The 22,128-nt window shown below is 71.9% G+C and carries 17 protein-coding genes; 11 read left to right on the top strand and 6 right to left on the bottom strand.

Annotated elements, in window-relative coordinates; translation table 11 throughout:
- Nucleotides 1–57: 57 nt before the first annotated feature.
- Together D1J51_RS10010 and D1J51_RS10015 are read left to right on the top strand one after the other, a co-directional pair.
- Nucleotides 58–3,741, top strand: coding sequence for a TM0106 family RecB-like putative nuclease (locus D1J51_RS10010; protein WP_119075050.1), 3,684 nt, complete (start codon nucleotides 58–60; stop codon nucleotides 3,739–3,741).
- Nucleotides 3,735–5,033: a pyridoxal phosphate-dependent aminotransferase gene (locus tag D1J51_RS10015; RefSeq protein ID WP_119075051.1), complete on the top strand. Its 1,299-nt coding sequence runs from the start codon at nucleotides 3,735–3,737 to the stop codon at nucleotides 5,031–5,033. Before D1J51_RS10010 ends, D1J51_RS10015 begins: the two co-directional genes overlap by 7 nt.
- Nucleotides 5,034–5,083: 50 nt before the next feature.
- On the opposite strand, the gene D1J51_RS10020 is transcribed toward D1J51_RS10015, so the two are convergent.
- Together D1J51_RS10020 and ald are read right to left on the bottom strand one after the other, a co-directional pair.
- A complete protein-coding gene (locus D1J51_RS10020) occupies nucleotides 5,084–5,542 on the bottom strand; it encodes a hypothetical protein (protein WP_119075052.1) in 459 nt (152 codons plus the stop codon).
- A 24-nt stretch (nucleotides 5,543–5,566) separates the two neighbouring features.
- Nucleotides 5,567–6,694 carry an alanine dehydrogenase gene (gene ald, locus D1J51_RS10025; RefSeq protein WP_119075053.1) on the bottom strand — a complete coding sequence of 376 codons (1,128 nt, stop codon included), beginning with the start codon at nucleotides 6,692–6,694 and terminating at the stop codon, nucleotides 5,567–5,569.
- Between the two features lie 187 nt (nucleotides 6,695–6,881).
- Here ald and D1J51_RS10030 point away from each other — a divergent pair, with 187 nt between their 5' ends.
- Both D1J51_RS10030 and D1J51_RS10035 read left to right on the top strand, forming a co-directional pair.
- Nucleotides 6,882–7,373: an Lrp/AsnC family transcriptional regulator gene (locus D1J51_RS10030; RefSeq protein ID WP_119075054.1), complete on the top strand. Its 492-nt coding sequence runs from the start codon at nucleotides 6,882–6,884 to the stop codon at nucleotides 7,371–7,373.
- Nucleotides 7,374–7,638: 265 nt separating this feature from the next.
- Complete coding sequence (locus D1J51_RS10035; protein WP_119075055.1) at nucleotides 7,639–8,211, top strand: nicotinamidase; 573 nt, start codon at nucleotides 7,639–7,641, stop codon at nucleotides 8,209–8,211.
- A gap of 15 nt (nucleotides 8,212–8,226) precedes the next feature.
- On the opposite strand, the gene D1J51_RS10040 is transcribed toward D1J51_RS10035, so the two are convergent.
- From D1J51_RS10040 to D1J51_RS10050, 3 genes are all read right to left on the bottom strand, one after another.
- The gene (locus D1J51_RS10040) at nucleotides 8,227–9,993 is read right to left on the bottom strand and encodes a cation:proton antiporter (RefSeq protein WP_119075056.1); all 1,767 of its coding nucleotides are present in this window, start codon (nucleotides 9,991–9,993) and stop codon (nucleotides 8,227–8,229) included.
- 9 nt (nucleotides 9,994–10,002) lie between these two features.
- The gene (locus tag D1J51_RS10045) at nucleotides 10,003–11,184 is read right to left on the bottom strand and encodes a winged helix DNA-binding domain-containing protein (protein WP_119075057.1); all 1,182 of its coding nucleotides are present in this window, start codon (nucleotides 11,182–11,184) and stop codon (nucleotides 10,003–10,005) included.
- Nucleotides 11,185–11,299: 115 nt separating this feature from the next.
- A complete protein-coding gene (locus tag D1J51_RS10050) occupies nucleotides 11,300–12,046 on the bottom strand; it encodes an IclR family transcriptional regulator (protein WP_119075058.1) in 747 nt (248 codons plus the stop codon).
- Between the two features lie 230 nt (nucleotides 12,047–12,276).
- Here D1J51_RS10050 and D1J51_RS10055 point away from each other — a divergent pair, with 230 nt between their 5' ends.
- The 6 genes from D1J51_RS10055 to D1J51_RS10080 are packed head-to-tail and all read left to right on the top strand — an operon-like array spanning nucleotide 12,277 to nucleotide 18,938.
- Complete coding sequence (locus D1J51_RS10055) at nucleotides 12,277–14,853, top strand: hypothetical protein (RefSeq protein WP_162903753.1); 2,577 nt, start codon at nucleotides 12,277–12,279, stop codon at nucleotides 14,851–14,853.
- Between the two features lie 8 nt (nucleotides 14,854–14,861).
- Nucleotides 14,862–15,848 (top strand): dipeptidase, encoded by a 987-nt coding sequence (locus D1J51_RS10060; protein WP_119075060.1) that lies wholly within the window; start codon nucleotides 14,862–14,864, stop codon nucleotides 15,846–15,848.
- A gap of 20 nt (nucleotides 15,849–15,868) precedes the next feature.
- Nucleotides 15,869–16,669, top strand: a complete 801-nt coding sequence (locus tag D1J51_RS10065) for an amino acid ABC transporter ATP-binding protein (RefSeq protein WP_119075061.1) — start codon at nucleotides 15,869–15,871, stop codon at nucleotides 16,667–16,669.
- A gap of 1 nt (nucleotide 16,670) precedes the next feature.
- A complete protein-coding gene (locus D1J51_RS10070; RefSeq protein WP_119075062.1) occupies nucleotides 16,671–17,315 on the top strand; it encodes an amino acid ABC transporter permease in 645 nt (214 codons plus the stop codon).
- Nucleotides 17,312–18,022, top strand: a complete 711-nt coding sequence (locus D1J51_RS10075) for an amino acid ABC transporter permease (protein WP_119075063.1) — start codon at nucleotides 17,312–17,314, stop codon at nucleotides 18,020–18,022. Before D1J51_RS10070 ends, D1J51_RS10075 begins: the two co-directional genes overlap by 4 nt.
- Before the next feature lie 58 nt (nucleotides 18,023–18,080).
- Nucleotides 18,081–18,938, top strand: coding sequence for a substrate-binding periplasmic protein (locus D1J51_RS10080; protein ID WP_119075064.1), 858 nt, complete (start codon nucleotides 18,081–18,083; stop codon nucleotides 18,936–18,938).
- 92 nt (nucleotides 18,939–19,030) lie between these two features.
- On the opposite strand, the gene D1J51_RS10085 is transcribed toward D1J51_RS10080, so the two are convergent.
- On the bottom strand, nucleotides 19,031–20,119 hold the full coding sequence (locus D1J51_RS10085; protein ID WP_119075065.1) for an NADH:flavin oxidoreductase/NADH oxidase: 1,089 nt from the start codon (nucleotides 20,117–20,119) through the stop codon (nucleotides 19,031–19,033).
- Between the two features lie 123 nt (nucleotides 20,120–20,242).
- Between D1J51_RS10085 and D1J51_RS10090 the strand changes: the two genes are divergently transcribed.
- Nucleotides 20,243–22,078, top strand: a complete 1,836-nt coding sequence (locus D1J51_RS10090) for an ABC transporter ATP-binding protein (protein ID WP_119075066.1) — start codon at nucleotides 20,243–20,245, stop codon at nucleotides 22,076–22,078.
- Nucleotides 22,079–22,128 lie beyond the last annotated feature (50 nt).

Consider the following 22,128-nt stretch of genomic DNA (forward strand, 5'->3'; position numbering starts at 1 on the left):
CCCGCGGTAGCGTCGGAGACGAGAACGGGATCGGCCCGAGCGGCGAAGGGAGTGCGCATGTTCGTCCAGGCACGCGAGGAGGGCGGGGATCGGATCGTCACGAGCGCGAGCGATCTCACCGCGGCGAGCGCCTGCGAGTTCGCGTTCCTGCGCCGGGTGGACGCGAAGCTCGGTCGCGACGTGCGGGTCCCGCCCGACGACGACCCGATGCTGGCGCGCGCGGCTCGGCTGGGCGACGCGCACGAGGAGCGCACGCTCGACGCGTACCGCGCGAGCCTGGGGCCCGGAGCGGTCGGCCAGCCCGGGGGAGTCGTGGAGATCCCCCGCCCGGCCTCGATGGACGAGTCCGAGCTGCGGGCGGTCTCCGCGCAGACGCGGACATCCCTGGAGGGGCGCGCCGGCGTCGTGTTCCAGGCGACGTTCTTCGATCCCTCGCAGCGTCCGCCGCAGCGGGGGCACCCCGAGATCGGGTTCGTCGGATTCGCCGACTTCCTCCTGCTGGGGGCGGACGGCGCCTACGAGGTGCAGGACGCGAAGCTCGCGCGGCGGGCGAAGACCACGGCGCTCATGCAGCTCGCGGCGTACGCGGAGCAGCTGGAGCGGATCGGCGTACCGGTGTCGCCGGAGGCCGTGCTGATCCTCGGCGACGGATCCAGGTCCCGTCACCGCGTCGCCGACATCGCCCCGGTGTTCCGCGCTCGCCGCGCGCGGTTGCACGGGCTGCTGCTGGAGCGCTGCCGGGCGGTGGGCGCCGACGGCCGTCGCGAGAGCGCCGCGGCCGTGGCGTGGGGAGCGGACGGGGTCGCGGCCTGCGGGCGCTGCGAGGTGTGCGAGCCCGAGGTGGAGCGGACGCGGGATCCGCTGCTCATCGCCGGGATCCGGCGCGCGCAGCGCGACGCCCTCGTCGCCGCCGGGGCGGACACGATCGACGCGGTGGCCGCGCTGTCGGCCGGTGCGGGCCCGGCGGAGCGCCCCGTCGCCGGGATCGGCGACGCGGCGCTCGCCCGCATCGCCGAGCAGGCCGCCGTGCAGGTCGAGGCCGTGCCCGGCGGCAGGCCGCCCGTGCGGGTGGTCGATGCCGGCGCGCTCGCCGCCATTCCGCAGCCGGATGCGGGCGATCTCTTCTTCGACTTCGAGGGCGACCCCATGTACCGGGAGCCCGGTGCGGACGAGACCGCGAGGTGGGGCCTCGACTACCTCTTCGGCATGGTCGACGCCCGGCAGGCCTTCACCCCGCTGTGGGCGCACGACCTCGAGGCCGAGAAGCGGGCGCTGCTCGACTTCCTCGCGCTCGTCGCCGAGCGGCGTCGAAGGCACCCGGGCATGCACGTCTACCACTACGCCGCGTACGAGCGGGCGCACCTGCTCGGCATCGCCGCGAGGCACGGCGCGGGCGAGGCCGAGGTCGACCGGCTGCTGCGCGAGCACGTGCTCGTCGACCTGTACCCGATCGTGCGCCGGGCGCTGCGCGTCGGCTCGCGCTCCTACTCCATCAAGAAGCTCGAGCCCCTGTACATGGGGGCCGAGCTGCGCGACGAGGGCGGGGTGACGAGCGGTGCGCAGTCGGTCACCGAGTACGCGGAGGCGAGCGCGCAGCTGGCCTCCGGCGATGCCGCCGAGCGGGCGGAGGGGCGGCGCCGGCTCGACGCCATCGCCGACTACAACCGCTACGACTGCGTCTCCACGCTGCGACTGCGCGACTGGCTGCTGGGGATCGCCGCCGATCACGCCGTCGCGCCGTTCCCGGCATCGGAGGTCGGGGACGAGGCCGCGCCGCCACTCGAGCTCAGCCCGGTCGCAGCCGCGCTCGGAAGGCACGCGGACGGAGCATCGGGCACGGAGCTCGCCGCTCGCGACCGCACCGCGGCGGCGCTCGCCGCGAGCGCGATCGACTACCACCAGCGCGAGCAGAAGGCGTTCTGGTGGACGCACTTCGCGCGGCTCGTCGACCCGATCGAGGACTGGGCCGACACCCGGGACGTGCTGATCGTGGATCGGGCGCGGAGCGGGGTGCTCGCCGACTGGTTCGTGCCGCCGCGCGCCCGGGCCGAGCGCAGGCGGCTGCGACTGCGCGGCGAGCTCGCTCCGGGCAGCAGCCTGCGCGCGGGCGGCGACGCGTATCTGCTGTACGAGCACCCCGCGCCCTTCCCCCAGCCGGGGGCGGCTCCCGGCGCCCGCGGCGTGCGTCGCGTGAGGATCGCGGACCGCCTCGACGACGGGGTGATCGTCGAGGAGTTCATCGGGGGCGCCGAGCGCTACGACGCACTGCCGACCGCGCTCGTGCCCGGCCCCCCGCCCCCGGCGGGGGCGCAGAAGAGCGCCATCGAGGAGTGGGGCGCCGAACTCGCGCGATCCCTCGACCGCGGCGGCTTCCCGAGCGACCCGGTCGTGGACCTGCTCCGGCGCACGCCGCCGCGCGCGGCCGGGGGGTCCCCGCTCGTCCCGCCCGACTCGGCCGAGGCGCTCGCCGCGGTCGATGGGGACGAGCGCTCCCGTTCGATCGGCGCCGTCGTCGCCGGCCTGCGCCGGCTGGAGCGCGGCTACGTCGCGGTGCAGGGGCCTCCCGGCACGGGCAAGACCTACCTCGCGGCTCGCGTGATCCGCCGTCTCGTCGAGCGGCACGGCTGGCGCGTCGGCGTCGTCGCGCAGTCGCACCGGGTCGTCGAGAACGTGCTCGAAGGAGCGGTCGCCGCCGGGCTCGACCCGGCGCTCGTGGGCAAGGTGCCCCAGGGCGGCGGGTCTCACACCGGCGGGTCTCACGCCGACGGAGACGGTCCCGCCTACACGGTGCTGCCGAAGAACGGCCACCTGCGGTTCGCGCTCGCGCATCGCGAGGCGGGCCGCGGCTGCGTGATCGGGGGCACCGCGTGGGATTTCAGCAACGAGACCCGCTTCGAGCGACGCGGCCTCGACCTCCTCGTCATCGACGAGGCCGGCCAGTTCTCCCTCGCCCCCACCATCGCCGCCTCGGTCGCCGCCGAGCGCCTGCTCCTGCTCGGGGATCCCCAGCAGCTGCCGCAGGTGTCCCAGGGCAGCCACCCCGAGCCGGTCGACACCTCGGCACTCGGTTGGCTGCTCGGCGAGCACGACACCGTACCCGACGACCTCGGGTACTTCCTCGCCGAGAGCCGGCGCATGCGCCCCGAACTCGCCGACGTCGTCTCCGAGCTCGCCTACGAGGGGCGGCTCCGCGCGCACCCGACCGCCTCGCGGCGCGAGGCGACCGGTGCCGGGCCCGCGGGGCTCGTGTGGCACCCGGTGAGCCACGCGGGCAACTCGACGAGCTCGGAGGAGGAGGCGGAAGAGGTCGTGCGCATCGTCGGGGAGGCACTGCGCGGGCGGCTGCGCGACGGCGACCGCTCGCGCGAGCTCACGGAGGAAGACCTCATCGTGGTCGCCGCCTACAACGCGCAGGTCGAGTGCGTCGCCGAGGCGCTCGCCGCGGCGGGACACCGGCGGGTGCGCGTGGGGACGGTCGACAGGTTCCAGGGCCAGGAGGCGGCGATCGCGGTCGTCTCCCTCGCGGCCTCCAGCCCCGACGACGTGCCGCGCGGCCTCGAGTTCCTGCTCATGCGGGGCCGGCTCAACGTCGCCGTCAGCCGCGCCCAGTGGGCGACGCACCTCGTCTCCTCCGACCGGCTGGGCGACGGCCTCCCCGGCACGGCCGAGGGGCTCGCGGCGCTCTCCGGTTACCTTCGCCTGCTCGAACGCCGAAGCCGCGCTAACGTGGAGGCATGGTGAGAGCAGGCGGCCCCTTCAAGACCCCGCCGTCGCGCGGACTCCCCGCGCGGGGCGACGGGGGTGCGGGCGGGACGATTCCCGCCGCGATCGAGGGCACCCTCTCGGGGGTCGGCGACGCGAGCGCTCCGCGAGCGCTCCGACCCTCCGCGCGCTCGGGCATCCCCGCCTTCGAGGTCATGCGCATCACCGATGAGATCGCGCGGCGCCGGCTCGACGGCCACGACGTCGTCTCGCTGTGCGCCGGAGAGCCGAGTGCCCGCCCCGCTCCCGGCACGCTGAAGCCGGCGGGCTACACCGGGCCGCTCGGCACGACCCCGCTCAGAGCGGCGATCGCGGGCCACTACCGCGCCTGGTACGGCGTCGAGGTGGATCCCGCGACCGTCGCCGTGACGACCGGATCGTCGGGCGCGTTCCAGCTGGTGTTCCTCGCGGCCTTCGACCCGGGCGACCGGGTGGCGCTCGCGAGCCCCGGCTACCCGGCCTACCGCAACATCCTCGCCGCGCTCGGCGTGCAGGTGATCGAGATCTCGACCGGCCCGAAGACCCGCTACCAGCCGACGCCGGAGCTGCTCGACGCGGCCGTCGCCGAGCACGGACCGCTCGCGGGCCTCGTCGTGGCGTCGCCGGCGAACCCGACCGGTACGATGCTCGGCCGCGGCGAGCTCACCGCGCTCGTCGAGTGGTGCCGCCGCGGCGGAGCGCGCCTCATCAGCGACGAGATCTACCACGGCATCACCTTCCCCGCGCCGGGGGATCCGGATCCCCGCGGGGTGACCGCGCGGGAACTCGATCCCGAGGCGGTGGTCGTCAACTCCTTCTCGAAGTACTGGGGGATGACGGGGTGGCGTCTCGGCTGGGCGCTGCTGCCGCCGTCGCTCCTGGCCCCCATGGAGGCGCTCGCGTCGAACTTCGCGCTCTCACCGCCGGCACCGGCGCAGGAATTCGCGCTCTCCGCGTTCAGCGAGGAGAGCTACGCGGAGCGCGAGGAGGCGGTGGCGGGCTTCGCCCGGGCGCGCTCGCTGATCCTCGAGGCGGAACCGGCGCTGAACTGGGGTGCGGCCGCTCCCTCGGACGGGGCGTTCTACTACTACTCCGATCTCGGGCCGCAGCTCGAGCGCTTCGGCGACTCGGTGCGCTACGCGCGCGCCCTGCTCGAGGGCGCCGACGTCGCGGTCGTGCCCGGCGTCGACTTCGACCCGGCCGCCGGCGACCGCGCGGTGCGGCTCTCCTACGCGGCGGGCGAGGCCGCGATCGCCGAGGCGCTCGAGAGGATCATCAGATTCCAGGGATAGTCGTGAGGAGCCGGGGCGCCCGCGGGGCACCGTCATGGGCGACGGGAGCGTTACGCCCCGAGCCGGATCGGGGTCCCTGAGGCAACGCCGACGCGCCGCTGCAGCGCCTCGTCGACGTGGGCCGGGGGATCCTGCGCCGCGTCGACCGCGAGTCCGAGTTCCCGCAGCACCGCGACCTCCGCCCCGCCGAGATCCACCACCACCGCGCTCACCGAGTCGGCGAGGGGCCCCTCGAGCGCCGCGACCGCGCGCGACAGCGCCGAGCGGGCGGCGCGGGCGAGCGCCGCCGGATCCTCGTCGCCCGCCGCCACCTCGGCGTCGCAGTAGACCACGCCGTCGCCCGAAAGCGCCTCGGCGACGATCGTGCGGCCCGTGCCGCGCACGTGGACCTCGAGCACGCCGCTGGTCGACGCGGGGGCTGCTGAGAAGGGCAGCGGAATGCCGGAAGGGGCGCCGCCGTGATCGCGATGATCCGGTGACGCCCCTCCGAACGTGAACTTCAGATCCATGGGATCCAGGGTACGCCCTCTCGCTTAGGCGTTGACCGCGAGCACGCCCTCGACGGTCGTGGAGGCGAGCTCCGGGAAGGCGTCGGCGACGCCGGCGTTCGTGATGACGCCGTCGTGCGCGTTGAGGCCCCTGGCGAGCGCGGCGTCGTCGTTCAGCGCCCTGACCCAGCCCTTGTCGGCGAGGGAGACGACGTAGGGGAGCGTCGCGTTGGTGAGGGCCGCCGTCGAGGTCTCCGGCACCGCGCCCGGCATGTTCGCCACGCAGTAGTAGATCGAGTTGTGCACCCGGAAGGTGGGGTCGTCGTGCGTGGTGGGGCGCGAGTTCTCGAAGCAGCCGCCCTGGTCGATGGCGATGTCGACGAGCACCGAGCCGGGCTTCATCTGCGCGACCATCTCGTCGGTGACGAGCTTCGGCGCCTTCTCGCCCGGGATCAGCACGGAGCCGATCACGAGGTCCGCGTCGCGCAGCGCCTCGGTGATGTTGTGCGCGTTCGACGTGCGGGTCTGGATGCGGCCCCCGAACTCGTCCTCGAGCTGCTTGAGGCGGGGGATCGCGATGTCGATGACCGTGACCTCGGCGCCCATGCCGTAGGAGATGCGGGCGGCCTGCTCGCCGGCGGCGCCGCCGCCGATCACGACGACTTTGCCGCGACGGGTCGCGGTGACCCCGCCGAGCAGCACGCCGCGCCCGCCGTTGGCCTTCATGAGCGAGTAGGCGCCCACCTGCGCGGACAGGCGGCCCGCGACCTCGGACATGGGGGCGAGCAGCGGCAGCGCGCGGTTGGGCAGCTGCACGGTCTCGTACGCGATGGCGGTGGTGCCCGACTCGAGCACCTTCTCGGTCAGGGTCCGGTCGGCTGCGAGGTGCAGGTAGGTGAAGAGCACCTGGCCCCGCCGCATCCTGGCGTACTCGGCGGCGATGGGCTCCTTGACCTTGAGGATCATGTCGGCCTGCGCCCACACCTCGTCCGCGGTCGCGACGAGCTTCGCGCCGGCGGCGGCGTACTCCTCGTCGGTGATCGCCGAACCGACTCCGGCGCCGGCCTGCACGAGCACCTCGTGGCCGCGGCGGGCCAGCTCGAAGACGCCGGCCTGCGTGATGGCGACGCGGTTCTCGTTGTTCTTGATTTCGGTGGGAATGCCGACGCGCATGATCTGCTCCAGAGATGTTGAATGCGGTGTGTGAACCATCTGCCCGTCGGCGACCCTCCGTCGGTGCGACGGGCGCTGTCAGGATGACTCCGATTGTGCAGCATATTCGCATTCCGCAAGTAAAGCGCGAATTCTCTTCGGATGCGGTCGCTATTATGGAAGAAAATGAAGTGAAAGGTGGTGTGCGATGTCTGATGGATCGAAGAATCTGCGCCCGGACGCGGACCTCGACGACGTCGATCGCAAGATCGTGGAGGAGCTGCAGGCCAACGGCCGCATCACCAACGCCGAGCTCGCCGAGCGGGTGGGGGTCGCGGCGTCGACCTGCATCGCGCGCGTGCGCAGCCTCGTGTCGAGGCGCATCATCACGGGCTTCACCGCCACGGTCGACCCGCGGGCCATGGGACTCGGGCTCGAGGTGCTCGTGGGGGTGACGGTGCGCTCGGGGGCGCGCCAGCGGATCGCCGAGCTGAGCGAGGAGCTGCGCTCCCTGCCCGAGGTGATGCAGCTCTTCTTCCTGGGCGGGGTCGAGGACTTCATCATCCACCTCGCGGTGCGCGACTCCGATCACGTTCGCGATTTCGTGATGGAGAACCTGTCGGCCCACCCGGCCGTCTCGTCCACGCGCACGAGCATCGTCTTCAGCCACCACCAGAACCCGGTGCGCGTGGAGGATTGAGGCGAGAACGCAGCGCGTCCCCACCCCTTGCGCGCTGCGGCCGCCGAGTCAGGGTGCCCGGGCCGCCGACGCGATCCCGAATCGGCGTGCGCCTTTCGGGCGCTCCATCGTCGGCGAGCCCCCGAAACACGCACACGGATGCGCCCGTGTCGATGGGCCCCGGGGTGGTCGCGGGCCCGCGCGCGTCGTAGTCTGGAACGGGGAGCTCGGGGCGGTCGGTCCCGGGAAGGCGGGGAACACCGGAGCATGGGAGGGACGCCGGATCATGACGAGGGCGCTGCTGATCGTCGACGTGCAGAACGACTTCACCGAGGGCGGTGCGCTGGGCGTGCCGGGCGGCAACGCGGTCGCTGAGCGGATCAGCGAGCTGCTCGGAACCTCGGACGGCTACGACCTGGTGATCGCGTCCCGCGACTGGCACGAGCCGGAGGGCGACAACGGCGGTCACTTCGCGGTGGACGGCGCGGAACCCGACTTCGAGACCACCTGGCCCCCGCATTGCGTGCGGGGCACCGAGGGCGCCGACTACCACCCGGCGCTCGACATCGACCGGGTCGACGTGCACGTGCGCAAGGGCATGGGCGAGCCGGCCTACTCCGCGTTCGAGGGCCGGACGACCGACGGGCGCGTCCTCGCCGAGGTGCTCGCGGAGCGCGGCGTCGATCGCCTCGACCTCGCGGGCATCGCGACCGACTACTGCGTGCGCGCCTCCGCGCTCGACGCGCTGGGGCTCGGGATCCGCGTGCGCGTGCTCACCGACCTCGTGGCGGGCGTCGCGCCGGAGAGCTCCGTCGCCGCGCTCAAGGAGCTCGCCGCCTCGGGCGCGGAGTTCGCCTGAGAACCGCGCGGCCCGCTAGTGCTCGGTCCGGGGTGAGAGCCGGGTCTCGTAGGCGTCGAGCGCGAGTTCGGCGGCGCGCAGCGCCCGCGAGCTGTAGCGCCCGATGGCCCGCTCCTCGAGCAGCGCCTCCCGCTGGGCCTCCAGAGCGAGGCGGGCGAGCCGCTGATACATCTGCCCCGGGGTCTCGGGCCCCTGCACGTCGACCGGTGCGGTGGGGGCGGCCGCGACGAGGATCGGGATGAGCGCGCTCTTCGCGCTCTCCCGTGCGCGCCTCACGGAGGCCTCGAGAGCCTCCCGGCGCTGCGCCTCGCCCTCGGCCGCGGGGCCGGCCTGCTCGGCGACCGCGTCGGCGATGGCGTCGTCGGCGGCCTCGAAGAGGTCCCGGCCGAGCGCGGCGAGCTCGGCCTTCTCGCCTCCCGCCCCGGCGCCGTCGGGCCACAGCCTGCGGATGAACGCAGGCAGCGTGAGGCCGTGCAGCAGCAGCGTGACGACGGCGACCGCGAACGCCGCGAGCACGATCTGCGGGCGGTAGGGCACGGTGGTCGGGATCGACTGCGCCGCGGCCAGGGTGACCACGCCGCGCATGCCGCTCCACGAGAGCACCGCGCCGTCGCGCCAGCCCAGCTGCTGCTCGCGCTCGTGGTCGAGGTCGGCCGCGGAGCGGCGGGTGCGGATGTCGAGCCGCCGGAGCCGTTCGCGCATGCGCCCGTCGGTGCGCTCGGCGATCCCCGAGCTCTGCACCCGCTCGTTCAGCTGCGCGTACCCCGCCTTGCGGCGCTCGTACTGCCGTGTGATGCCGCGCATGCTCGCGATGAGCGGGACCATGAAGCCGGCTCGGCAGACGATGAGGATCGCGACGAGCGCGAGCGAGAGCAGGCCGATGTGCTCGATCCGCAGCTCGCTCTCGCCCACCTGATCGACGAGGGAGTGCAGCTGCAGGCCCATCAGGAGGAAGACGCCGTTCTCGAGGATGAACTGCACGGTGCGCCAGTTGAGGCGCTCGTTCATGCGAGCGGAGGCGCTGAACCTCCGGGAGGCGTGGTGGCCCGTGTAGAGGCCGGTCACCACCACGGCGAGCACGCCCGAGGCCTGCAGCTCCTCGGCCGGGATGAACGCCACGAACGGCACGATGAACGAGACGATCGTGTCGTGCACCGGGTTGGTGAGCTTCGAGCGGATCCACACGGTGATGAGGCCGATCGCGAAGCCGACCGCGACCGCGACCGAGACGGAGAAGAAGAACGCGCCGGTGGCCGTCGAGAGCGCGAAGCTGCCGGCGACCGCCGCGACGGCGGTCTTCAGGAGTACGAGGGAGGTGGCGTCGTTGACCAGGCTCTCGCCCTCGAGGATCGAGACCACGCGCTCCGGCATGCCGAGCCGCTTGCCGATCGAGGTGGCCGCGACGGCGTCGGTCGGGCTGATGACGGCGCCCAGCGCGATCGCGGCGGGCAGGGGGATCGAGGGGACGATCCAGTGCACGATGAAGCCCACCACCACGGCGGAGATGACGACGAGGATCACGGAGAGCCCGATGACCGGCCGGAAGTTGCGGCGGAAGTCGATGATGGGCACGTTGACGGCCGCTGCGTAGAGGAGCGGCGGCAGCACGACCACCAGGATGATCTCCGGGTCGATCTCTACGAAGGGGACGAACGGGAGGTAGCCGATGCCGATGCCGAGCACCACGAGCAGCAGCGGGGCGGCGACGCGGATCCTGCTGCCCAGGATCGACGCGCCGACGAGGATGACCACCGTGGCGACGGCGACGAGCTCGAACTTCATGACCGTATGCTAGCCGCCGGCCGCCTCGGCCAGCTCGACGGGACCTGGTTCGAGCCCGTGGAACTCGGACCACCGGGCGTGCTCCGAGGCGAGCGCGGCCGGATCGATCCGCGCCCCCGGGAACGGGGCGACCCCGATGCCGCCGCCCTTGCGAGCGTTCCTCCTCCACGTGCCCGCGACCCTCCCGCGATGCACGACGGTCGCGAGGAACACGCCGTTGCGGCCCGGGACGATGCGCTCGAAGTGCTCGGGCGCGAGTTGCGCGTCGCGCACGGCGTAGCCCAGCAGGTGCTCGTCGAAGGACGGCAGGAGCAGCCAGTCGGGAACTGCGGCCGCGGAGCCGAGCACCTCGGGGGAGGCCCACAGCGCCCCAGCGGCCCCCGACACCCCGGCGAGCCGCACCCGCTCGAGCGCCCCCGACTCCGCGGCGGCCTCGAGCCCGCGCCCGGCCTCGGCCGCGGTGAGGCCCGCCCACCACGCGAGGTCCTTCGCGCGGACGGGGCCGCGGGCGGCGGCGTAGCGCGCGGCCAGCTCGGCCAGCGGGTCGTCAGGGGTGCGCGGATGCCGGATCCACTCCTCCGCGAGCACGAGGCGGGGTTCGACGGAGCCGTCGGTCGGTCCGAAGGTCGCGAGCCCGTTCTGGCACAGCCACCAGATGACGTGATAGCGCCAGGCGCTCTTCCAGTCGATGCCGGCCTCCGTCCAGGCCGCGGCGAGCCCGTCGCGGTCGAGTCCCTCGCCCCGCGCCGCGAGTCCCGCGAGCGCCTCCCGCGAGACGTCGATGAGCCGGTCGAGCACCTCGTCGCTCATGCCCAGGAGCTCGCGTCGCCTCGCCGCGCCCGCCACCGGCTTCCGGTTCGTCGCCGCCTGGATCCACCCGACGTCCTCCGCCGGGACGACGTGGATCGTGCCGCGGACCGGCCACGAGCGCACGATCCTGCCCTCGGTGAAGGCCGCGGCGACATCCGCGACGCCGACCTCGCTCCCGGTCAGGTTCGCCGCGCGCGCGCCGAGCGCCCAGCGGGAGGAGCGCCAATCCTGTCCCTGCACGGCGAGCATGCGGTGCGCGACCGCGGCGACGCGGTCGGATCCCGAGCCCGCCCCCGCCCCTGACCCCGCCGCGTCCGCCGTCAGTCCCAGCGCGCGCATGCGCAGCACCGGCAGGTCGTCGGAGGTGATGGTCTCGGTCATGGGGTCAGTGTAGACGGGGCCTCCGACACGGCGTGCGGGCCGGTCGGCCGAGCCCATGGTGGACGTGCTCTCGGCCCGGCTGCGCTCCGCCGGATCAGCCGCCGAGAGGGCCCGATCAGCCGCGGAGAGGCGGGGCGGCCTCGGTCGTCCCGCCGTCGCCCGGGTCGTCGTTCAATTCCGCTTCGAGTTCGCTGCGGGCGGTCAGGAGCTCCTCGATCGCGACCTCGAGCTCCATCCGGCCCTCGGGCGCGATCACGCTCAGCGCGCCCAGGCACTCGCCGCCCTGCATGATCGGTACGGCGACCACTTCGATCGCGTCGCCCATCCAGATCGCCCGGTGCAGCGAGTAGCCCAGCGCTCGGATCTCCCCGATCGCCTCGGCGTGAGGGCGGCGCTCTTCGTCGGTCGCGTGCGGATCGAACGCCAGAAGCACCTGCCCCGACGTCGAGTGGAGGGGGAGCAGGAGCTCCGCCTCGCGCCGCACCGAGAGCGGGCGCTCCGGCTCGTAGCGTTCGACGATGAGAGCCGCATCGCCGTTGCGCACGGCGAAGGAGATGGCCTCGCCGAGACGCGATACCAACTCGCGCATGCGGCGCGTGACCGGCTCGGGCACGCCGGCGTGCGCCGTCGCGAAGCGGCCGAAGGCGGCCGCTCGGACCGAGAGCCGGTAGTGGCGGCGGGAGTCCTGCTGCACCCAGCCGCAGTGCAGGAGGGTGGTGAGGTACTGGTGCGTAGCGGGCCGGCTCCATCCGAGCGCATCGGCGATCTCCGACAGCGCGAGCGTCGTTCGCCCGAGCTGCGGGAAGACCTCGAGCGCACGAATCGTCTTCGCGACCGACTGCAGGGTGGTGGGTCCCGACAAGCGTTTCTCCGTTCAGGGGCGCAGGGCGATCTCGGTGCCGGCCGTCGCGGCGGGATCCGTCGGTGCGTACCCGGCGGGTGGGAGCGTTTCGCCCGAAGTGAATCCACAGTAGCCGACTCCTCCTGCCGGATGCTTGACGGCCCCGGCGGCTCTCCCTAGTATATTTAACATAGCTGAATTCAAATTAAATAATAATTAATCTGTTCGATGAGCTCGGCTATTCGGAATCGATGACGATTGGAGCGGATGCGATGCGGAACCCCTATCTCGACGAGGTCTTCTCCCCGGATCGGGTCATGGACCCGCGGAGCCTCGCGGCGATGCAGCCCAACCGGCTGAGTGCGTCGCGAAGCTTTCTGGCGAAGATGCTGCACGAGGGGTGGCGGGTCGACCGCGACGAACTCCGGATCGACGCGCGCGGCAACGGCTCGGCGAGATACACGATCACCACGCCGACCGGGAGCATCACCTTCGCCGCTTGGCTGCGCGAGCCCCGCGGCGCGAATCGCACCGGACGCATCATCGGGACCTCCTGGGACATGCTGGGAACGCTGATCGACGGCATCGCCACCGACGCGCAGATCGAGACATCGGAGACCGAGCTCCCGAAGCTCTACGAGGGTCGCGCGCCGGAGGGCACGCTGATCTGGATGCGCTCCAACCAGAGTCTTCGCCTCTTCCGCCATGTCCGCGATTCGCTCGCGACGGGTGGGCAGCCGGATGCCGCAGAGGTGAAGCGCGTCGGCTATCTCATGCGGAACACCGGCCTCGACGGCAACGGCACATTCGGTTCCGCGTCGTTCCCCGCGATCGCCGGCGATCATCCGCTCGCGGTGTCGTATCACGCTCAGATGCTCTCGGCGTATCTCATGCGCGAGCTCTCGGTCGACGTCGTCGAGGAGCTCGCCCGGCTCGATGCGCCCGCCACGGCCGTTCGCCTGGCGCCGGAGGTGCGCCGCCACATCGGCGTCGGCAACGGGTCGGCGCTCGGCCTCGTGATGTTCGTCTACAACCGCCCCGTCCTCATCCACTCCTACATCGCACTCACGATCGAGGTCCTGCGGCACGTGCTGGAGCTGCCGCTGGAGCCGGGAGACCCACGTTTCGACCGTCTGGAGTCGCTCCTGGACCGCACGATCCGGTACCGCGTACTCGAGGACACGCGGTACCGGGTGTTCACGGGCGGGAAGCAGCTCGCCGCCGACCTCCGCCGGATCCGCGCGGTCGTAAGGGCCGCCCGCCGCGGCGAGCTCGTCCGCGGTTCCGCGGAGACCCTGCTCGCCGCCGTGCACCGGTACGCCGGCGCTCGAGTCGCCCCCGAGGCGCTCCAGACGCTGAACACGCTGCTGATCGAGCTCGCGCCGGATCACGCTGACGCGCTGATGCAGAAGCGGCTCGCGTTCGAGGAGTCCCTCGAGTTCGACCCGCGTACTCCGGCGAGCGAGATCCGCGAGGCGCTCACCGAGACGTTCGGATGGGCGTTCGAGCTTCCGCTGAACGATCCCGCGCACCGGGACCGGACGTGGTACCAGTCCCGCGCAGCCGAGGAACCCCGCTCCGGTCCCGCCGAGGAGGTGCCGGGCGCGCACGAGGTGATCCCGAACTACCCGTCGCGGGCCCGTGAACTGCTCGGCGCCCTCGACGCGAGCGACGCGGGAACGCCCGTGGGGGCGATTCTCGCGGAGCACCCCCATCTCGAGCACATGGCCCGCTCCGCGCTCGCGCTGCGCGGCCTGCCGTATGCGGTCCCGCACGCCGACCCCCACGACATCGATTTCGTGCCGGTGTGGCTCGTCCGTCTCGTGAATGCGTTCGTTCACGGACTCGACCGCACCGAGGACTTCCTGAACCGCTCGGTGCTCGGTCTCATCTTCGACGGCGCCCCCTTCCGCGACGAGCTCGCGACGGCACCGTCGGACGCGTGGTGGTGGACCTATCGGCCCGCCGGAGGGCGAGGGACCGCGGAGCCGGACGAGCGGCCCCGGGCCGTGCGCGCGGCGGCGGTGCTTCCGGCGCTCGCTCCCAAGGAGAGCGCCATCATCGCGCCGGAGCACCCTGCGGGCGACCGGATCACGATGAGGTTTCGCGAACTCCGCCTCGCCGCGGGACGGGCGATGCAGGCGCTGGGAGTCCCCGAGGGATCCTGGCACGGTGCGCGCGACTTCTTCGTGACCTCCCTCGTGGCCGACCGCACGGCGGTCCAGGGCTTCGGGGAGGCGCTCGCCCGTTCGATCGCGCCGGACGGCTCCGCGCCCGAGTGGCGTGCTCCGGCGGCCGAACGCTCGGAGCGCCTCATCGAGCTCGACTGCCACGGGCAGAGCCTGCACGCCGTGGGCCACGTACTCGTGCACGCGATCGCCTCGGCCTCGACCGCAGGGGGAATCGACGTGCGTCTCGATGCGTTCGAGCCGGATCGCGCGGAGGCGGGGCTCGTGCTCGCGCTCGCACGGGTCGGCGTCGAGCTCGCACGGGTCGACGAGCTCGGCCCCGGCGCCTACCGGGCGCGCATCCCCGAAGAGCCCGAGGCGGCCCGGGCGCGGTACCGCACCGCCTTCCGTGCGTTGATCCTCGACGGTCTCGAGGTCCCGGCGCAGCAGTGGTGGGACGTCTACTACCCGGCCAATGCCGGCCTCTACCCCGACACGCCGCTGTCGAGGCAGCACACCGGCACCGTCAAAGACGTGTATGTGCCCGGCCAGCGTCTGACGCGCCTCTTCGATCCCGAGGAGGTCGAGCGCTCGACCGATCCGAACCGCGACACCGATCAATTCATCTCGCTGAACACCGACCAGCCCGCATCCGTCTGAGGAGCATCATGATCTACGTCGACAGCCTGCTCTGCTCGCCGCTCGAAACCGAACGACTCGACGACCGCCGGTACCTGGAAGAGGTCGCCGAGGGCGGACTCGGGGCGATCACGGTCACGGTCGGTTTCTGGGAGGACGCCACCGAGTCCATGGACCAGATCGTGAAGTGGCGCAACATGGCCGAGGACAACGCCGACCTCGTCGAGATCGCCTACCGGTCGAGCGACATCAGGCGCATCGCCGAGTCGGGGCGCACGGCTATCGTCCTGGGCTTCCAGAACCTGGCCTTCCTGCAGGGGCGCCTCGGCTACGTCGAGCTCTTCGCGCGCATGGGCACCCGCGTCGGCCAGCTCACCTACAACATCCAGAACGACATCGGCGGCAGCTGCTACGAACCGCACGACAGCGGTCTCTCCCGCTACGGCAGATACGTGGTGCAGGAGATGAACCGCTGCGGCATGGTGATCGACCTCTCCCACGTCGGCGAGCGGACGACGCTCGACGCCATCGGGGCGTCGGACCAGCCGGTCGCCATCACGCACGCGAACCCGGCGACGCTGGCCCCGCACCCGCGCAACAAGTCGGACCGCGTGCTCGACGCGCTGCACGAGCGCGGCGGGGTCATCGGGGTCTCCGTCTACCGCAACCTGGTGGGGGAGTACACGACGCCGCAGCGGTGGTCCGAGCTCGTGGCCTGGACCGTCGATCGCGTCGGGATCGAGCACGTCGGGATCGGCACCGACCTCGACCAGAACGGCGGGTTCGAGTACGTCGAGTGGATGCGGCAGGGCCGGTGGGCGCGCGAGATCCAGTACGGCGCCTCGAGCGCATCGAAGCCCGGCCCCACGCCGCCGCTCGACTGGTTCCGGTCACCCGCGCAGTTCCCGAACGCCGAGCGGTGTCTCCGCGAGCGCGGGTTCGCCGAGGGCGAGGTCGCCGCGATCATGGGCGAGAACTGGCTGCGCTTCTACGACGAAGTGTTCCGAGAGATCTAGGACGAGAAGGAGAAGCACCCGTGGCAGTGATCGATACGTCGACGACGACGTACACCGGATCCAATCTGAGACCGTTCCTCAACGCGGAGCGGATCGTCAAGCGCTTCGGCGCGCACCGAGCCATCGACGACGTGTCGCTGGCCGTCGGGCGAGGCGAGGTCATATCCGTCATCGGACCCTCGGGAGCCGGGAAGAGCACGTTCCTGCGCTGTCTGAATCTGCTCGAGATTCCCGACTCCGGCGTCCTCGCGATCGGTGGGGACGAGCTCGCCTTCGACGACGGCGCTCCTCCGAAGCGCGCAGAGGTCGCGAGGCTCCGCCGCCAGGCCGGTATGGTGTTTCAGTCCTTCAATCTCTTCCCCCATCTCACCGCCGCGCAGAACATCGAGCTCGCGCAGAAACGGGTGCTCGGTCGCACCCCTGCCGAGGCGGAGGGCCGCGCGCGGGCGCTGCTCGAGCGCGTCGGTCTAGCGGCGAAGGCCGACGCGTATCCCAGCCAGTGCTCGGGAGGCCAGCAGCAGCGCATCGCGATCGCCCGGGCGCTCGCGATGGACCCGGAACTCATGCTCTTCGACGAGCCGACGTCCGGGCTGGATCCCGAGGTCGGCGCCGAGATCCTGAGCGTCATGCGGGAGCTCGCGGACTCGGGTATGACGATGCTCATCGCAACGCACGAGATGGAGTTCGCACGGCACGTCTCGAACCGCGTCGTCGTGATGGTGGACGGCGCGATCGTGGAGCAGGGCCGGCCCGAGCAGATCATGACCGAGCCGAAGAGCGAGCGCGTGCGGCGCTTCCTCTCGGCGGTCCTGGGGCGATGACATGGGCGAGGCACTGGTCGCGATCGTCCTTGCGGCAGGCATGACCATCCTCCTCACCGCGGTCTCGGGCGCGGTGGGAATCGTGCTGGGCGCGCCCGTGATGCTGCTCTCCCGCAGCCGGCTCGCGCCCGTCCGTGCTTGTTACTGGGCGTTCGTGCATCTCGTGCGCGGCGTCCCCACGCTCGTGTGGCTGTTCATCGCGTTCTTCGGCATCACTCAGCTGGGAATCACGCTGACGGCGATCGCATCCGCGATGATCACGCTGAGCGTCATCGCCGTGGCCAGCATGGCCGAGATCTACCGCGGCGGGCTGAACGCGATCAACTCCGGTCAGTGGGAGGCGAGCGCGGCGCTCGGGCTCGGGCCGTGGAGCGCGGCGCGCGACATCCTCTTCCCGCAGCTCTTCCGCGCGGTCTCGCCGACCGTCGCCACCTATCTCGTGGGGCTCATCAAGGAGTCGGCGCTCGCCTCGACCATCGGCGTCGCCGAGATCACGTTCGTCGCGGGACTGCAGGTGCAGTACTTCGGAGACGGCCTCACCTTCTTCGCATTCGCGGGCCTGGTCTACCTGGTGCTCAGCGTGCCGCTCGGCGCGCTGTCGAGGGTGATCCACGCCCGCCTGACTCGGAGGTACGCGGTGCTATGAGCGACTTCTCCTGGCTATGGAGCTGGCCGGTTCATGTCCCGAGTCTGCTCCCGGGACTGGCCGTGGCCATCCTCATCACCGTGCTGTCGTGCACGATCGGCTATCCCCTCGGCTTCTTCCTGGCGCTCCTGTCGGAGTCGCGCAGCGCGTGGATCCGCTGGACCGCGATCGTGGTCGTGGAGACGGGGCGCGGCGTGCCCGCGCTCGTACTCCTGTATCTCGTCTACCGCGGGCTCCCGCAGTTCGGCGTGCTGCTCGAAGCGCTGCCCGCGTCGGTCGTCGCGCTCACCGTGACCGCGGCGGCGTACTCGGCCGAGATGATCCGGGCGAGCATCGCGGCACTTCCACCGGGCCAGACCGATGCCGCGGATGCGCTCGGGCTTGTTCGCGCAGACCGCTTCCGCTTCGTGATCCTGCCGCAGGCGGCGAGGATCTCGATCCCGCCGCTCGTCAACCTGACGATCACGATGTTCCACATCACGTCGCTCGCGAGCGTCATCACGGTCGCAGAGATCATGCAGGCGGCGTATCTCAGCGGCGCGATCAACTGGCAGTACATGTCCGTGTACATCGCCGCCGCGTTCGTGTACGCCGTCATCGCAATCCCGGGCGCCGTCCTCGCTGGCCGGCTCGAGCGCCGACTCTCGGGAGATCGACCGCGCGCGAGACGTCGGCGCGCGCGTGCGCCCGAGCCTGTTCTCTCGTGAGTCCGCCTCGGCCCCGATCCAGCACGACCCCCAACTCCACCGAATCCAGGAGGCATCGATGAAGAACCGAATGATCCGCATCGCCGCGCTCGGCGCGGTCACCGCGCTGCTGCTCACCGGGTGCAGCGCACCGCAGGAGTCCTCGGGCTCAGCGAACCAGAGCTGTAAGCCGGCTCACGACGGCGTCGAGACGATCACGCCCGGCGTGCTCACCGTCGCCACCTACGACTACCCTCCCTTCGCCTACATGGAGGAGGGCAAATTCGTCGGGATCGAGGGCGAGATCATGAACCGCATCGCGGAGATGGAGTGTCTCGAGGTGAAGCTCGTCCCCGGCGATTCCTCGGCGATGATCACCTCGGTGCAGACCGGCCGCGCCGACACGACGCTCGGCAGCTGGTACCGCACGGCCGAGCGCGCCAAGGTCGTGCGGCTCAGCGAGCCGGTCGTCACCTCGCCGCTCTCGGTCGTGTCGACGACCGGGATCAGCACGGTCGACGAGATCGCAGCGCTCGACACCGTGGGGGCGGGGCAGGCGCTCGTCGGGATCGAGGAGCTGCAGGCCCTCCTCGGCGACCGGCTCAAGCTCTACACGACGAATGACGCGGAGTTCGCGGATTTTCAGGCGGGCCGGATCAAGGGGGCGGTGCTCGGGCTCGGGGCCGCCGTCGCGCTCCTGAAGCTGTACCCCATCGAGGGGGCGACGGTCAAGCCCATCGAGGCGGATCCCCGCCTCTCCGCGACCGTGAACGTCGGCCAGACGAACTTCCCGGTGAATCTCAAGAACGAGAGCCTCGGGAAGGCCATCGACGCGGATATCGCGACGCTTCGCAAGGAGGGCTTCATCGCGAAGCTCGCCGAGAAGTACGGCTTCCCCGCGGAGATCGCCGAACCGGGAGAGCCGAATCTGCTGTGAGCGGCCCCGGTGCGGGGCGATTCGACGCCTCGCACCGGACCCGCGCACGGTCGTCCGGCAGGGAGCGACCGCGGCCGCCGTGCTCGGTGCGCCTACGCCGAGAACCGCGCGCGGCGATACTGCGGCGGCACCAGTCCCGTCGCGGAGGGGGCGCGGAGCTCGTGCGCCCAGCGGATCGGCAGGTGCGGGTCGGCGAGCAGCGGACGCGCCAGCGAGATCACGTCGGCCTGGCCGGACGCGAGGATGCCTTCGGCCTGCGCCGCCGAGGTGATGAGCCCGACGGCGCTCACGGGCAGCGGCCCGCGGCGCACGCGCTCGGCGAGCGCGACCTGATACGAGGGGCCGACGGGGATGCCCGCGCCGGTCGTGTTGCCGCCCGACGAGACGTCGATGAGGTCCGCGCCGTCGTCGGCGAGCCACTCGGCCACTGCGGCCGCCTGCTCGACGTCGAAGCCGCCCTCCGTCCACTCGGTGGCCGAGACGCGCACCACGATCGGCAGTGCCGGGTGCCGATCCCGGATCGCCCGCACCGTCTCGCGCAGCAGCCGCGCCCGCCCCGCGAGATCTCCGCCGTAGGCGTCGTCGCGCCGGTTCGAGAGCGGCGAGAGGAACTCGTGGATGAGGTACCCGTGCGCGGCGTGCACCTCGACGGCGTCGAGACCGGCCGCGACCGCCCGGTCGGCGGCGTCGGCGAAGCCCCGCACCACGCGCGCGATCCCCTCGGCGTCCAGCTCCCGCGGCACCGCTAGGTCGCCGAACGGGACGGCCGAGGGAGCCGCGGTCTCCCACCCGCCCTCGCCCTCGGGCACCGAGCCCTCGGGGAAGCCCGGGAGCCACGGGTGGGTGGACGCCTTGCGGCCCGCGTGGGCGAGCTGCACGCCGATGCGGGCCCCGTGCCCGTGCGCGATCTCGGCGAGCCGCGCGAAGGCCGCGGTCTGGTCCTCGTTCCACAGGCCGACGTCGCGCGGCGAGATGCGGCCCTCGGGCACGACCGCCGTCGCCTCGACCATCACCAGGCCGGCGCCCCCGCGGGCCAGGCCGCCGATGTGCTGCAGGTGCCAGTCGCGCGGCACGCCGTCCTCCTCCGACACCGAGTACTGGCACATCGGCGCGACCCAGAGGCGATTGCGCACCTCGAGGTCTCGGAGGCGGAACGACTGGAAGAGGAGCGGATCGGCCATGACCCGGGAGTCTACTCCTCGGGCGAACGCGGGAAGAATCCGCGCGGCGGGACGTTGCACCCTGTGACGCGGCCCGCCGGCGGCACCGCGACACCCAGCGCGACACCCCGGAGGCACCCCGCATTGACCACGCTCCTGCGCATCCTGAGGTTCACCCGATCCCTCACCCCCTACTACCTCGGCATCATGATCGCCGCGGCCGTGGTGACGGCGGCCGGCCTCGCCGTCCCCTTCATCACGGGCCGGGTCACCGACGTGATCGTGAGCGCGGTGGGCACCGCCGCGGACGGGAAGGGCGCGGTCGCCGACGTCGCGGGCGAAGCGATCCGCATCGTCGTGCTGCTCGCGATCGCGCTGCTCGCGGTGAGCCTGGTCGAGGCGGGCATCGGCAACGTCGGCGGCTACTGGGGCGACGTGATGAGCGCCAAGATGCGCACGATCCTCTCGACGCGGTACTTCGAGCAGCTGCTCGCGCTGCCGCAGCGCTACTACGACAACGAGCTCACCGGCACGATCGTGGCCCGGCTCAACCGCTCCATCTCCGAGATCACGAACTTCATGAAGACGTTCTCGAACATGTTCGTGACCATGCTGTTCACCACGATCTCGGTGCTCGCGATCAGCGCGTACTACTACTGGCCGCTCGCGGTGCTCCTGGCGGTCGCCTACCCCCTCTACCTGTGGTTGACCGCGCTCACGAGCCGCAGGTGGCAGCGCCTGGAGGGCGAGAAGAACGATCACGTCGACGTCGCCTCGGGGCGCTTCGCCGAGGTCGTGGGGCAGATGCGGGTGGTCAAGTCGTTCGCGCGCGAACGCGACGAGCTCGACGCGTTCAGCCGCCGCTTCGAGAGCACCGAGCGCCTCACCGGCCTGCAGTCCCGGCACTGGCACGCGATGGACGCGCTGCGCCAGGGCGTGCTGTACGCGATCTTCTTCGTGCTGTACGCGATCATCTTCGTGCGCACCGTCACGGGGTACTTCACGCCCGGTGAAATGGTGATGCTGATCCAGCTCATGGGCATGGCCCGTCAGCCCGTCATGAGCCTCAGCTGGGTCGTCGACGCGGCGCAGCGGGCGATCGCCGGGTCGAAGTCGTACTTCGAGGTGATGGACCTCGATCCGGTGCGCGTCGACGGCGGCGGGGACCGGCCGCGGGAGCCTCGGGCGACGACGAAGCCGGCCCGCGCCGGTGATCCGGATCGTCCAGCCGTGTCGTTCCGCGGCGTGCACTTCGGCTACGACGACGATGACGTGCTCGCGGGGATCTCCTTCGACGTCGCCCAGGGGGAGCGGATCGCGTTCGTCGGCGAGTCGGGCGGCGGCAAGACCACGATCACGAGCCTGCTCATGGGGCTGTACGGTGTGCGCTCGGGCACGATCGAGGTGGCGGGCGCGGGGGCGGGCCTCGAGGATCTGCGCCGCGGCATCGGGGTGGTGTTCCAGGAGCCGCACCTGTTCTCGGGCACGATCGCCGAGAACATCGCGTACGGACGGCCCGACGCGACGCGCGAGGAGGTCGGTGCCGCGGCCCGGCGGGCCGCGGTCGACTCGTTCGTCGGCGGGTTCCCGAACGGATACGACACCGTGATCGGCGAGCGCGGCGTGAAGCTCTCGGGAGGCCAGAAGCAGCGCATCGCCGTGGCCCGGGCCATGCTCAAGGACGCGCCGATCCTCGTGCTCGACGAGGCGACCTCCGCGCTCGACACGAAATCGGAGCGCCTGGTGCAGGCGGGGCTCGAGGACCTCATGCGGGGCCGCACGAGCCTCATCATCGCGCACCGGTTGTCGACCATCGCCGAGGTGGACCGGATCGTCACCCTGCGCGACGGGCGCATCGACGAGGTCGGCACCCCCGCGGAGCTCGCGGCGTCGGGCGGCATCTACGCCGAGCTGCTCGCGCTGCAGGGCTCGACGGCGAAGGCCGACCGCAGGCGGCTGCGGGAGTTCGAGGTGGTGTGAGACGGCCTCCGCCGCCGCTCCCGCCCCCTTTCCGCCCCGCCCGGCGGCGG

The sequence above is a fragment of the Leucobacter sp. wl10 genome (assembly GCF_003569785.1).
In the GTDB taxonomy this organism is placed as follows: Bacteria; Actinomycetota; Actinomycetes; order Actinomycetales; family Microbacteriaceae; genus Leucobacter.